Below are 13776 nucleotides of genomic sequence, written 5' to 3'. Positions count from 1 at the left end.
ATATGCGTAATTAATAGTCCTGCATACACACTAATCATGGGAGCGAAAGGAAAAGGATGTTCCTGTAACGTTCAGAAATCCAAGACAGCTGCCAGAGATGACATGCCTATCGAGGAAGAAGATCGTTCGAAACATTGGACTCAGCATCTTCAGATCTGAATAAGGTCTGTCAAACTTCAAACTGTGAGGTGGGCTTTGGCCCATCCCGCAGCTATCAAGGCAATTGTGCCTTGAGATATGCTTTTCTATCTCTGTCAAGAGGTATCGTTGCATCGATCCCGACCTTGCATGTGATGCTATCGTCGGCACTTGGATCGAGTGATGAACCCTTCGAATTCGGTATCGTGATGAGCCTTGTCGCTTGGAATCTCGTAGCGACAGCCCATTCAACTTCCTTATCATCGAAGATATCGACATCATCATCGACAACGATCACATTCTTCATCGATTTGTGACCATCCAATGCTGCTAAGGCTGCTACCCTTCCGTCGTCCTCATTGACTTTCTTGATCGAAACGACACCGTTCAACCAACAGCAACCGCCTTCTGTCAGACGGACCGCTTTCACGCCAGGAACCTTCTCTCTCACGGAGATGTACATCATCGGCTCCCTTGGGAGTCCCATGAACAGATAATGCTCATTACCGCCTGGTAACAGGAAGTGGAAGTAAGGGTCCTTGTTGGCCCATATCTTCTCGACCTTGATCACAGGCTGCATCCTGATATAATCGTATGTGCCCGTGATATCGACGAACGGACCTTCCTCGGTCTCATCGAATGTTATCCTTGCCTCGAACACATAATCGCACTCCGAAGGTACGATCAATCCGTTATCTGTCCTTCCGACCTGCAACGGCTTTCCTGTGCTCATCTTGCATAATGATGATGCTATGGTCATCTCGTCCGTCTCATAGGCTGTGGATGTAGCAGCCGCAAGGAGCATCTCAGGCCTTGCTCCGATACAGATGGAGATCTTCAGCTCCTCTCCCTTCTCCTTGGCCTCATTGTACATCCTGTAGAGATGTCTAGGAACGAGCCTCACGGCAATCCTGTCGCGATCCATTATCATCATCCTGTGGAAGGAAACATTCCTCTTGCCGTTGTATTCTGATACGATTATCCCTGACGATATGTAACGTCCACCGTCCTCAGGGAAGTACTTGCATATCGGCAATGCCATAAGATCGACAGGTAACGATTGGTATCTGAACTCGGGTTCATCGGTGAATTCCGTATCGCAGGGATTGTCCGATGCGTGTATGAGGGATGTGACGATCTCATCCTGTCCGATATTCAATGCCTCAGCGACCTTCTGCCTTGTGGAGAATAGATTGCCTACAGCCTTCCCGCCATTGACATTCTCGAAAATGATGGTCCTGTCCTGATCCTCCAACATCAATTTGGTTGATTGAGTTGAATCTGCATCGATCTTATCCTTGACCCTGAATTCCGTACCTTTCAGATACTTTCCTACGGACATGATTACATGATAGCGAAGACCGTATTTTACATTTTATGGGATTCACTCGTTCGTCCTGGACCTTATCGACGCTGAGAGCAATACCGCACAGAATGCCAATATGGATGCGACTATCATCGTGAACCTGAATCCTTCCATGAATATGTCCGATGGAAGATCGGATATGGATATACCTGAACTGTTCGAACCTATGTTGAAGAACGCAGAGAACATCGCAGTCCCCAATGCAGAACCGAAGTAAACGAAGAATGACAGCAATGATGATGCTGAACCCTTCTTCTCCGACGGTACATTCTCCACAAGACGCGTACCCACAGAACTTCCCGAGAATCCCCATACGCTACCGAGGAGTATCAATCCGAATATCAAGGAGATGAGGCCGGTCGATGAATCGAGGAACGTGAATATGATGCATGTCAACATCATCAACGAACATCCGATTATGGCGAATGTCCTCGTACCGCGGCTTGAACATGCTTTGGCTACAGGAAGACATAACACCAATGTTACTAGTGCCTGTGTGAGCATGATCAATCCGCATTCCATCGTATCATAGCCCATCTCTATACTGAGCATGAATGGGATGAGATACAGACATCCCATGTATGATGCGTTCAGTATCATGAACGCCAATATCGCCCTGTCGAATCTCGATATCTTGAACAATCTGAGATCGAGAACGGGATCCTCCTTCTTCAGATCATATGTGACGAATATCGCGAATATGATCACGAATGCTACAAGAGCCGAGATGTTCGTTACACCGATACCGTGGGATGGAATGGATTCCACTGCGTACAATCCGCATATCAATGAGAGGAACAGTAACAATGAACCGAGATAATCGAATCTCATGTCATCCATCTTATCATCTGACGGAACGTATCTGTGTGCGAACACGGCGCATATCACGCCTATGGGGACGTTGATGATGAATATCCAATGCCATGACAGCGCATTCGTCAATATGCCGCCCAATGTCGGACCGAATGCTGCCCCTACCGATGATCCCAAGACAGAAAGCGTCATCGCAAAGATCATCATCTTCGGCGGGAAGAACTTCACAGCGAGCATGATTCCTGTAGAAGCGAGCATCGCTGAGCCGATACCCTGTATCGCCCTCGAGATCAAGAGGAATGTGGAATTGTATGACAATGCACACAGCAATGATCCCAATGCGAATATGATGAATCCGCCAACAAGCACCTTTTTTATCGCACCTTTATCAGCTATCTTACCGAAGACGAGTATCAATCCCGCCATCATCATGAAATACACCGTAACGACCCATGATGAATCGCTTGTGCTCATTGCGAATGATTTACCTATCTCTGGCAATGCGACAGTGACTATGGTGCCATCCAACCCGTCGAGGAAGAATGCCATGGCCATAACTACGTAGAGTACGAGCTGATCCTTCCTATCAGTCACCATATTCGTCATACGACAATCACCATCGATACGATCGATATTCAACGGTGTGCGAACACTGCTGTGTATGATTTTGGATCCTTGTTCTCGATCCTTGCGAATCCGATCCTCTCGAACTGTACCATGTCGTTCTTCTCAGATAACACGGCATTCTCGACGAGACCGTTCAGGACGGTTCCGTCAGGCATCAATATCTTCGCCTCGGTGGAATCGTTGCCTACCCACTGCACAGCCTTGAATCCCTTCTTGAGAATGGATACATCCGTTCCTGCGTATTTCGCAGGTGATGAGTAATCAATATTGCAGAGATCCTTGAGCCTGATCTTTCCGGCCTCTTCGAACAGCTCCGAATCCTCCTTGGATAGATAAATGGTCCTGTCCTTGATGTCGTACTCCCTGAATCCCCTATCAGCATGATCGGGGTGGAGAGGCGCTTTACCTACGATCTCATCGCATCCATCTATCTCGAACTTGACAGGGTCTGCGACGAAGAAGTATCTGTTCGCGTCAGGATCGATGATATCGCGGTTCATCGCGAAGAGATTGTCCCAAGAGAACTGTATGTCGATCGGCTTAATGCCGCTCTCGACCCAATATCTCCTGATCGCCTCAGGCCTTATGCCCCTTCTCTCCAATGCTCTAACAGTACCTGTTCTCACATCATCCCAACCGGAGTATTCACCGTTCCTGATGGACTCCTTGATGAGCGATGTCTTGAGTATGGTATCGGGGATGTTGACGAGTCCGTAGTGATAGTATGTCGGCTTCTTCCATCCGAAATAATTGAAGATGTATTCCTGTCTGAACGTATTGTTGAGATGGTCCTTGCCTCTGATGACATGCGTCATACCGAGGAGATAATCATCGATGGCGACGGAGAGATTCATCATGGGGTATGCCCTGTACTTATCCTTCGTCAATGGGTGAGGGTGATCCACCAACCTCAATGCTACGAAATCCCTGACAGCTGGATTGGGGTGATCGATGGCTGTCTTTACGACAGTGATCGCTTCGCCTTCCTTGTAGCCGCCGTTCATGAACCTATCGAATCTTTCCAATTGTTCCTCTACAGGGAGGTCCCTGCATGGACAGGCGATCTTCTTCTCCTTCTTCTGTCTCCAATCCTCTGCGTCACAAGTACAGACGTATGCATGGCCCATCTCGATGAGTTTCCTGGTGTAATCGTAATAGATCTCGAACCTCTCTGATTGAATGATCTTCTCGTGTATCTTCACACCTAACCATTCCAAGTCCTCGGGTATCATATCGTATGCATCAGGATCGATCTTCTCAGGATTAGTGTCCTCGAACCTGCAGATCAGTTTACCACCGTATCTCTTGACATATTCGTCATTGAGTATCGAAACGCGTGTGTGACCGATATGCAGAGGTCCTGACGGGCCTGGAGCGATCCTCATGACAACCTTACCATCAATATTCTCCAGATCGGGAAGTTCGTACTTCCTCTCCTTCTTCTCCTTGACGAGAAGTGATGGATCGAGTTCCTCCAATGCTCTCTTCTGATCCTCCAATGCCATAGCATTCACGTCAGATACGACAGAATTGACGATCTCGTTCAATTCCGGTACTTTGGCCCTCCACCCCTGACATTCGCCTAGTACCTTACCGACTATGGATTTAGGGTTAGCCTTACCCTTGAAGAATACAGCATTCTGAAGCGCATATTTCCTGATGAGGATCTCGATGTCGTTCGACATGTGAATCCCGAACGCTTGCATATATAATAGACTCACTACTTGCGCACGTGCGATATGATATTGATTTACCGTTGGCTTATTGCGTACGGACATTGTTTATTTGTTCGTATATCGCAACAATGATACGTTCTACGTATGGGTTAACGGATCGTGAGGAAAGTTGTCCATGGACAGGATGCATCATGCGGTTATGAATCCTATATTGAACAACTGATTGACCAACGTACCCACCAATACGGCGATGGTAACGGATGACAGACAGACAGCGAGAGTGTTCTTCCATCCCAACTCATCTCTCATGACAGCTATGGTCGCGATACAAGGCATGTAAATGCTCATTATGATACCATATACGACGAATTGCGAAGGATCCATCTCCGTTATCGCACCGACGATGACCAGCATACCGTATGACATCTCCTTCCTGACCACACCTACGATGAAACAGATTATCGTCACTGCAGGAAGGCCCAACATGTCCACCGTCAACCATGACATCGGTTCCACGAATACGTCCAACAGGTTGTAATAGATGCATAATTCCACGATTATGCTTCCGATTATGAGCAAAGGTACTGCTATCGCGAAGAAATCCTTAGAACGCATCCACATCTTGTTGATGACGTTCATCACCCTCGGGACCTGCAATTCAGGCAATTCTATGGCAAGGTTGGATGGTTCCAATTTCAACGTCTTGTTCAACACAATCCCAATCGATACCATCAATACGGTAAGGATCGCAAGAATGACCAGAACCCATTCGATGCCTGCGAATTTTCCGGTAACCCCAGTCATTATCGCGATCTGTGCAGAGCATGGTACCGCCATACAGATCATCGAACAAAGGATGATGCGTTCCCTCTTCGACCTGATCATACGTGTAGCGAGTATCGCAGGCACATTGCATCCGAAACCCACCATGATGGGGATGAAAGCATTCCCGTGAAGACCGAAATGATGCATCAATCTGTCAAGGAGCACTACGGCCCTGGGAAGATATCCTGTGTCCTCCAATATCCCCAATATTATGTAGAACACCATGATGTAAGGTATCACCAATCCCAAGATCGCTTGGATACTGCTGTCGATACCGGACATCAATGCCTTTCCGATGTCTCCTGCGATGTTGCCACCGAGATCTATCAATGCGGTACCTACGAATGTCGTGTAGAGATGATCGATCCATTCAGCGATTATCCCTCCCAGGCCGATCAATGTTATGAATGTCAATACCAGAATACCGATGAGTATCGGGATACCTGTGGAAGGTTCAATGGTTATGTCCGATATCTTCTCTGAACGCGTCAGATTCTTCGTCGAACGATGGACAGTCTCCATGACGATGACGTGTGCATCTCCGTATCTGTCCCTGGCGATATGCACGCCTATATGATCCCCATGTATCTTCGTGAACTCACGGTCGATATCACCGATGATAAAGGGATCGGAATCATCATCGATGCCTTCGAGGATCTTTATCGCCTTCCCTCTGTTGACATGATGTGTCTCCATCACCTTATCGATAGCCTCTACGATGTGATCGTCATACATCACACGATAATCGGATACCTTCGCCTTCCCGGAGGATATCGCGTCCAAAAGATCGCTCATCCCGTCCCCGTTCCTTGATGAAACGGGAATGACGGGAACGCCGAAGATCTTCTCCAACTTCTCTACATCTATCGTCATCCTCTTCATCGACAGATCGTACTTGTTGAGGGCGATTATCGTAGGAAGACCGAGTTCCAAGACCTCCATGGACAATACAAGACTCGGCTCCAGATCCGTTGAATCCGCAACGACGACGATAACATCATTGTCGGCATCCCTCAGCATCTTGATGACGACATCCTCATCACTTGAAGTTGTGGAAAGACTATAAGTTCCTGGAAGATCATGGAAATGTAACTCGTTACCACCGTAGGTCACAGTAGCCTCGTCGAATTCCACTGTGGTACCAGGGTAATTCGATGATATCACACCTACACCGGTCAACCTGGAGAACAAGGTGGATTTACCCACATTAGGCTGGCCGATGAGTGCTATTTGGAATTTCATAAGATCAGTTCTAATTCATGAATATCGATGAACATAGCTCCTTATCGAGAGCGATAACACTGTCACCGATCAAAATGATACGAGCGCCATCCACAGACACCTTGCTGTCCAATTTGATAGCCCTTCCAGGTACGAAACCCATCGAGATGAGTTTCCTAACGACTGCGACATCCTTATTGGACACGTGGGAGATGGTTCCCCAGTCTCCAGGTTCAGCATCAACGAGGCAGATCGCTGGTTTCTTCACACCCATCTTCTCGTCACAAGGTTCAGGACACGTGTCGCAGTCCCCATCGACCTTGTGTCCGATCATATGACATATCTTGATGGCTGCATCCTCGCTCATCGAATGTTCGAATGCGCATGCATTGTCATGTGCGGATTGATGATCGACATCGAGGACGTCCGTGAGGAACCTCTCCATGATGTGGTGTTTCCTTCTGAGGTTCTTCGCAACGGTTATGCCCTCAGCGGTCAAGGAGACGCCCCTATATCTCTCATAATTGACAAGACCCTCTTTGCTGAGAATCTTCAACATCTCCGTAACACTAGCGGGTGCTACACCCATATAATTCGCTATCTCCGTGGTCTTGACGACACGGACGCCATCTGTGAGGCGCAGGATGTTGATCAGATAATCCTCACGGTTATCGGTACTCATCAAGTGGCCATTATGTAAAGGGAATATTTAACTATGCCTAAAAATAGGCAGGACATGCCTGCCTGGCTTACTCATTATTGTTCTTCTCGAGTTCTTTCGCAGCCCTTCTGGCCTCCCTCTCCTTGGCCTTGATCCTAGCTGCCTCTTCCTTTGCGAGTCTCATCTCTTCCTCTCTTGCAGCTGTCTCCTCATTGATCTTCTGACGCTCCGCCTCGCCTGCGACCTTACGATCCTCGATCTGTTTCTCGAGTTCCTTGATCCTCACGACACGAGTCTCGATATCTATGAATGCGCCCTTGACATCATCCTCAGGGACGTATGTGCCGTCGTTAGCGTATTTATTCCAATAGTATTGACCGATAGCCATCAGTTGCTCATCTATGGCCTTCTGTTCAGATGTTTTATCATTCTTCATCTGATTTATCTCGCTCTTCTCGTCCCTATTGCTCTTGCGATTATCAAGAACATTGTTCAATTTGTTCATAAATCCCATTCTATCACTGTTGAAATGATTGCTATTAAGGGATATAAATGTGAATGTGCAACCATGGATGTCGATGCAAGGTATGTGGCATAATATATCTGAACGATAGATATCATCCATCGATTCTACCAAATATCAATCAATGTACCATAAAATAAGTAATAAGCCAAGTTTCTTTTTAATATCCTCGAATACAGGTACGAAAGGTGTCATGATGAGCATTGAGAAAGCAATGGAGGATATCAGGAACGGTAAGATCGTTCTCGTTTACGATTTCGATGACAGGGAGAAGGAGACGGACATGACGATCGCGTCAGAATTCATCACACACGAGATCCTGAGGACCTTCAGAAAAGATGCAGGCGGACTCGTATGCACGACAACGCCATTCGATGTCGCCAAGAGAGTCGGACTCCCATTCATGTCCGATGTATATTGGGATGATGAGAAATATCCTGTGCTCAGGATGATGTCTCCCAACGATATCCCTTATGACAACACCAAATCATCGTTCGGTGTGACAATCAACCACCGCAACACATACACTGGTATCACTGACAATGACAGGGCACTCACCATCAAGGAGTATGTGAAGACCATATTCCAGGACAAATCCCCAGAGGGGATACGCGAGGACCTCGGTAAGAACTTCAGAGCACCAGGACACGTACATCTCCTCAACACATCCGAAGTACCATTGGTCAACAGGAAGGGACATACGGAATTGACCAACGCATTGATGGTCATGGCAGGAGTCAAACCTTCAGCGACGATATGCGAGATGATGGGTGACGACGGTAACTCCGAGAAGAAGGAGAACACCATGAGATATGCTAAGGAACACGACCTCACATTCATCACAGGCGATGAGATCATCAAAGCCTGGAATGAATTCAAGAACAGGGAGTGAGCATGGTCCGCGTGATGGCCTCCGGAGTATTCGACATACTGCACACAGGTCACATATCATATCTTGAGCAAGCGAAGGCGCTAGGTGATGAACTGTACGTCGTTGTCGCGAGCGACAACACCGTCAGGAAGAACAAACATGAACCGATAACCCCTGAAAGGATGAGGGTCAGGATCGTCTCTGCTCTGAAACCCGTTGACGTCGCTATGATCGGCAACGATAGCGGCGACATGTTCGCGATATTGGATGAGATCAGACCTGACGTCATCGTATTGGGATTCGATCAGAAGTTCGATGAGAACACTCTATCGGAAGAATTGAAGAAGAGAGGCTTCGACATAGCTGTGAAACGTGCGGACCAATCAGGCGAGGACTTGGAAGCTACAAGGGCCATCATCAAGAAGATACGCGAGAGGATTGATCTGAAATGAAGACGATAGGTATCGCAGATACGACATTCGCAAGATACGACATGGCCGCATCGGCCATCGATGAATTGAAGAGGACAGGCACCGGATTCAAGATAATCAGACGTACAGTACCTGGATTCAAGGACCTCCCTGTCGCATGCAAGAAACTCATCGAAGAGGATGGATGCGACATCTGCATGGCATTGGCGATGCCTGGTCCGATGGCGAAGGACAAGACATGCGCACACGAGGCATCCACAGGATTGATCCTCTGTCAATTGATGACGACGACACACATCATCGAGGTGTTCGTCCACGAGGATGAGGCGAAGGATGCCAAAGAATTGGAATTTTTGGCTGACAGCAGGGCAAGGGAGCATGCCGTCAATGTTTACGATCTACTGTTCCGTCCAGAATCATTGACGAAACGTGCGGGAACAGGTTTGAGACAAGGTTTTGCTGATGCAGGGCCTGTAAGACAGAAGAAGTGATTTGTTATGGCAACGAGAAAATATAAGATTGGAATGGTAGCGGCTGAGTTCAACTACGAGATCACATCCCTCATGGCAGCAAGGGCTGAAGCAGAGGCGGAGTTCCTCGGTGTTGACATCGTGAAGAAGATCATGGTGCCCGGAGTTTTCGAGGTCCCTCTTGCAGTGAAGAACCTTGTCGACGATCCCGAGATCGATGCGGTCATCACCATCGGTGCGGTCATCGAGGGCGAGACCGAACATGATGAAGTGGTCATGGGACAGGCATCGAGGAAGATCATGGATCTCTCCTTGGAATCCGGAAAGCCTGTGGCCTTTGGACTCACCGGCCCTGGAATGACAGAGCTCCAGGCCATGGATAGGATCGAGAAGGGTGCACAGGTCGTCGATGCAGCTGTCAAGATGCTGCAGAGACTCGGACTGTGAGATCGAATGGTCGCACGTGAGTGCGACCATCCCATCCACCATTCATTTTTCTATCAATTCTCAGAATCCTACGTTCTTGTTATGGTCGGCGATCGTATCGGCCATCACCTTCAGATTGTTCAGGGACAATCCTCTGTTCACTGAACAGGAGCACATCATGATGTATGGTTCATCCTTCATGATATCGATGAACCTGTTGGTGTCACGTACGATCCTCTTGTCGGGACCTAGTAACAATGTCGAATAGGCATCGACGCCCCCCAATACAGAACATCTTCCTCTGAACTTATCCGCTATAGCGCTAGCATCATTCCCTTCCGAGAATTGGAAACCATCGATACCAGTCGCTATGGACGATTCCAATGCATCCGAACGATCGTCCGTGGAAAACACACCATGCGGATGGAATATCGTTGGAAGGCCCTCTTTATGAGCATATTTGGTAAGCTCTTCGATCCCAGGGATCGAACGTTCCATGAAATCATCGCCGATCATATCAGGATTGTCCGATGCCGATGCGAAGAAGATACAATCCGCCACATCCTCTGCCATCCCGAGCATCTCATACCTTATCGCATCGATCGAGAATCTCAATATCCTGTCTGCAAGTTCAGGATTCAGAGCGAGATCCATCATCAACGTCTCAAGACCCCTTGCGAATCCCGCCATGGTCATCGGACCGGGAACGTTTATCGCTATAGCAGAATCAGGACGCTTATCATGTACGATCTCGCATGACCTGCGCATCCCTTTGTACAGATATCCATCGAGTATCTGCGACGGCTCATACCTGTCTATATTATCATAATCCTCGAAACAATAGCCCGAAACGTATGGTATCCCATTCTCGGAGAACTTCGTTAGTCCACCGAACGCCTCCAGACCGTACGTGAATATGCATCCGACATTACAATCACTATTCAGAAGATCCTGTAGCGCCAATACGCATTTTGCAGACAGTTCAGCATCGTATCCATCATCATGGAAGACCTCATCTGTCCTCGCAGGCACTGTATCCATCCCAAGGGTCAGATCCCTTGGAAAGAACGGTACGTATTCGGTCTGCTCTTGTCTGAGAGTGGATAGGAACAATTCTTTGGACGTCATCATCTCATCTTACAAACCATATGGCACGATATGCCTGAAATCGTCTATCGTACCGATCTCGAAACCTTTCTCGATCATCAGCATCTTGATAATCGAGTCCGATGGAGATTCCGATACGAGATTTCCTTCCCGTTGATTCCAAAGCGACCTCCTTGGCAACCTTCGCAAGATAAAGGGATTCATCGGATTTCGAGTCAAGGAAAGTATGTTGAGCAGATCATCCTTGTCCTGCCTCTCATTCCTCAGAGCTTTCTCCTTCATCCTGTCGATCGATCCTGTAATCGCTTCGTCCATGAGGTTTGATTGAGTTTATAATATATTAATGAAGAGTGCAATCAAATACTTGCGACCAGATATCTGGATAGCAGAATGACAGTGTGATCGGAGGGAATTTGAATGATATCATCTATACTGGAGTGAATTCGTTCACTACGATATTCCTTGGGAACGAGGAACGGATAAGAGATGATGTAAAATCGTTCGCGGATGCATTCAAAGGGATGCCATATATCATGTCATGTTCATGTTCGGTCGAGAGTTTCCTTCCGATGAACAAGATGAAGGTCATGGTCGACTGCACAAGAAAATGTGGATTGTAAGGATGATGTCGTTGTCCGGCACATGTAAAATTTGAAAGAAGGGAAATCAGATGTCTGAGATGAAGAGCAGAATCATACTTGTAGCAGGCATCCCAGGATCGGGAAAGACCACTGTAGTAAGAGAATCTACCAAAGGACACGATTTCGATTTCATCGCCAATAATGATGATTCTGCATCTATGATAGAAGAGGCAGGATGTGCATTCACCGATGTGTTCCCTTTCAAATCACCATGTGCTAGAGTCAGACAATTCCAATTCCGTGTATCCAATGTATTACAACAAGATCATCCTGATTTTTTGATCTCGGAACCTCCAGGGAATTGTCTTGAGATATCATCACCGATGATGAATCCATTCTATCTTATGAAGGATAAAGGGATAGAATTAGCTCCACTCATCACCGTGATCAAAGCGACCGATCTTTTGGAGAAAGGAACATCGAATAAGAGCACTGAGAGTTTCAGATACTACAACATGATCAATGAATCCGACGCAATAGTCCTTACATTCTCGGACATGATCGATGAAAAAACTAGAGATGATCTCGAGGGATTGATCCAATCGATCAATGAGGATGCCAAGGTGATCTTCTTCTCAGAGGGTAAAGAGGGAGCGGATGAAGTGTCGGAGCTGATATTCGGCGATAGTGAGTATTATAGGCCGTTGGTCTACTGAGATAGGTGATCATTCCAAAAGGCAATTATGATGCTACGGACAATCGTTTGAGTGATTGTCATTTCATTTATTGTTAACATCAATGTTTTACAACTTTGACAAACACCAAATGAGTAAATGATGCGCATCCGCCTTAATATAATATATTAAGAATATTGAATAATATAATCCTCTAATCCTGGGGGAAGTACACATATGGGTGATGCGATGTTGAAGAGAATAAGGATAACAGGATATCGTTCAATACGTGATGCATCCATTGATTTAGATAACATCAACATACTGATTGGCCCTAATGGTGGAGGGAAGTCTAATTTTCTATCCGCGCTTGAATTGATTCAAAAGATTATATCTCAGGATCTTCAGACTACGATCTCGAGATATGGTGTAATATCATTGCTTTACAATGGGCCGAAAGAAACAAAAAATATCTCGATCGAAACTTCATTTGAGAACGATATCTATGGATTCTCTTTGGAGTTGACAGAAGATGAACGTATGATATTCTCAAACGAATATCTCTGTCAAACATCTGAAGACACGAGATCTTCCATTGGTAAAGGATATTTCGAATCCAAATTGATAGAACGTACCCCGGATAAGGTTACTGATCACATCATTTCAGCAAAGACGTGGCGTGTTTATCACTTCGATGATACGTCAAGAACATCATTGATGAGAAAATCATGTAGCGTACATGATAATTTGTATCTTATGCCTGATGCGAGAAACATCGCACCATTCCTACTTCGCTTAAAAGAGGAATATCTGATAGATTACAATAACATCGTATCTTCGATTCGTATCGTCGCACCATTCTTTGATGACTTTATCCTCATACCGAACACCGACACAGAAGAGGTTATGCTGAAGTGGAAAAGGATCGACCATAATGATATCATGTGGCCCAATCAGTTGTCTGATGGCACCCTCAGATTCGTCTGTTTGACTACATTGTTACTTCAACCGAAAAGGCTCAGACCGACGATGATCATCTTGGACGAACCGGAATTGGGATTATCACCACAAGCGATAATCTGTCTTGCTGAAATGATTAAATCTGTTGGAAAGACCGATCAACTGATCATCTCGACGCAATCAACGGATCTCATTGATGAATTCACAGCTAAAGATGTTATGGTAGTGAAAGATGATGGTTCGGGAACAACATTCTCTCGTTTGGACCTTGAAAGATTGAGTCATTGGCTTGACGATGGTTACACATTCAGTATGCTTTGGAGAAAGAACCTGTTGACCAGCGATTATTGATGCCTGGGCCTCATTTACGCCGAAGATCCTTCTAAGTGATGTAGGCAGTATGTCC

Annotated in this window: 16 protein-coding genes; 8 read left to right on the top strand and 8 right to left on the bottom strand. The window is 46.5% G+C overall.

Annotated features, from left to right (window positions below; all coding sequences use genetic code 11):
* The first annotated feature begins 36 nt into the window (after nt 1-36).
* The gene (locus ACI2NF_RS05040; protein ID WP_400146591.1) at nt 37-159 is read left to right on the top strand and encodes a hypothetical protein; all 123 of its coding nucleotides are present in this window, start codon (nt 37-39) and stop codon (nt 157-159) included.
* Between the two features lie 55 nt (nt 160-214).
* Here the strand turns inward: ACI2NF_RS05040 and ACI2NF_RS05035 are convergent, their stop codons facing one another.
* The 6 genes from ACI2NF_RS05035 to ACI2NF_RS05010 form a co-directional block, all read right to left on the bottom strand.
* Entirely contained in the window at nt 215-1480 is a 1266-nt protein-coding gene (locus tag ACI2NF_RS05035) for a UbiD family decarboxylase (RefSeq protein WP_400211172.1), read from the bottom strand.
* Between the two features lie 42 nt (nt 1481-1522).
* Nucleotides 1523-2923, bottom strand: coding sequence for an MFS transporter (locus ACI2NF_RS05030; RefSeq protein ID WP_400149638.1), 1401 nt, complete (start codon nt 2921-2923; stop codon nt 1523-1525).
* Between the two features lie 29 nt (nt 2924-2952).
* Nucleotides 2953-4617 (bottom strand): glutamate--tRNA ligase, encoded by a 1665-nt coding sequence (locus tag ACI2NF_RS05025; protein WP_400202005.1) that lies wholly within the window; start codon nt 4615-4617, stop codon nt 2953-2955.
* A 192-nt stretch (nt 4618-4809) separates the two neighbouring features.
* Nucleotides 4810-6687, bottom strand: coding sequence for a ferrous iron transport protein B (gene feoB / locus ACI2NF_RS05020; RefSeq protein ID WP_400146597.1), 1878 nt, complete (start codon nt 6685-6687; stop codon nt 4810-4812).
* Nucleotides 6688-6697: 10 nt separating this feature from the next.
* The gene (locus ACI2NF_RS05015) at nt 6698-7348 is read right to left on the bottom strand and encodes a metal-dependent transcriptional regulator (RefSeq protein ID WP_400149640.1); all 651 of its coding nucleotides are present in this window, start codon (nt 7346-7348) and stop codon (nt 6698-6700) included.
* Between the two features lie 67 nt (nt 7349-7415).
* Nucleotides 7416-7841: a hypothetical protein gene (locus ACI2NF_RS05010; protein WP_400149642.1), complete on the bottom strand. Its 426-nt coding sequence runs from the start codon at nt 7839-7841 to the stop codon at nt 7416-7418.
* 205 nt (nt 7842-8046) lie between these two features.
* On the opposite strand from ACI2NF_RS05010, the gene ribB reads away from it, so the two are divergent.
* Genes ribB through ribH form a run of 4 tightly spaced genes read left to right on the top strand, consistent with a single transcriptional unit; the run spans nt 8047 to nt 10069 of the window.
* Entirely contained in the window at nt 8047-8742 is a 696-nt protein-coding gene (gene ribB / locus ACI2NF_RS05005; protein WP_400149644.1) for a 3,4-dihydroxy-2-butanone-4-phosphate synthase, read from the top strand.
* 2 nt (nt 8743-8744) lie between these two features.
* On the top strand, nt 8745-9173 hold the full coding sequence (locus tag ACI2NF_RS05000) for an adenylyltransferase/cytidyltransferase family protein (protein WP_177971419.1): 429 nt from the start codon (nt 8745-8747) through the stop codon (nt 9171-9173).
* Nucleotides 9170-9643 (top strand): riboflavin synthase, encoded by a 474-nt coding sequence (ribC, locus tag ACI2NF_RS04995; RefSeq protein ID WP_177971420.1) that lies wholly within the window; start codon nt 9170-9172, stop codon nt 9641-9643. Before ACI2NF_RS05000 ends, ribC begins: the two co-directional genes overlap by 4 nt.
* A 6-nt stretch (nt 9644-9649) precedes the next feature.
* The gene (gene ribH / locus ACI2NF_RS04990) at nt 9650-10069 is read left to right on the top strand and encodes a 6,7-dimethyl-8-ribityllumazine synthase (protein WP_400149646.1); all 420 of its coding nucleotides are present in this window, start codon (nt 9650-9652) and stop codon (nt 10067-10069) included.
* Nucleotides 10070-10129: 60 nt separating this feature from the next.
* On the opposite strand, the gene ACI2NF_RS04985 is transcribed toward ribH, so the two are convergent.
* Complete coding sequence (locus ACI2NF_RS04985) at nt 10130-11176, bottom strand: uroporphyrinogen decarboxylase family protein (protein WP_400211171.1); 1047 nt, start codon at nt 11174-11176, stop codon at nt 10130-10132.
* Between the two features lie 9 nt (nt 11177-11185).
* Complete coding sequence (locus ACI2NF_RS04980; RefSeq protein WP_400149650.1) at nt 11186-11470, bottom strand: hypothetical protein; 285 nt, start codon at nt 11468-11470, stop codon at nt 11186-11188.
* A 98-nt stretch (nt 11471-11568) separates the two neighbouring features.
* On the opposite strand from ACI2NF_RS04980, the gene ACI2NF_RS04975 reads away from it, so the two are divergent.
* The 3 genes from ACI2NF_RS04975 to ACI2NF_RS04965 all read left to right on the top strand — a co-directional run bounded on the left by ACI2NF_RS04975 (nt 11569) and on the right by ACI2NF_RS04965 (nt 13721).
* On the top strand, nt 11569-11775 hold the full coding sequence (locus tag ACI2NF_RS04975) for a hypothetical protein (RefSeq protein ID WP_400149652.1): 207 nt from the start codon (nt 11569-11571) through the stop codon (nt 11773-11775).
* A 50-nt stretch (nt 11776-11825) separates the two neighbouring features.
* Complete coding sequence (locus ACI2NF_RS04970) at nt 11826-12452, top strand: GTP-binding protein (RefSeq protein ID WP_400149653.1); 627 nt, start codon at nt 11826-11828, stop codon at nt 12450-12452.
* Nucleotides 12453-12647: 195 nt separating this feature from the next.
* On the top strand, nt 12648-13721 hold the full coding sequence (locus ACI2NF_RS04965) for an AAA family ATPase (protein WP_400211170.1): 1074 nt from the start codon (nt 12648-12650) through the stop codon (nt 13719-13721).
* The last annotated feature ends 55 nt before the right edge of the window (nt 13722-13776 follow it).

The sequence above is a fragment of the Candidatus Methanarcanum hacksteinii genome (genome assembly GCF_964305265.1).
GTDB lineage: Archaea > Thermoplasmatota > Thermoplasmata > Methanomassiliicoccales > Methanomethylophilaceae > Methanarcanum > Methanarcanum hacksteinii.
The sequence above is the reverse complement of the archived record's forward strand: the minus strand, read 5'-3'. Positions and strand labels throughout refer to the sequence as shown.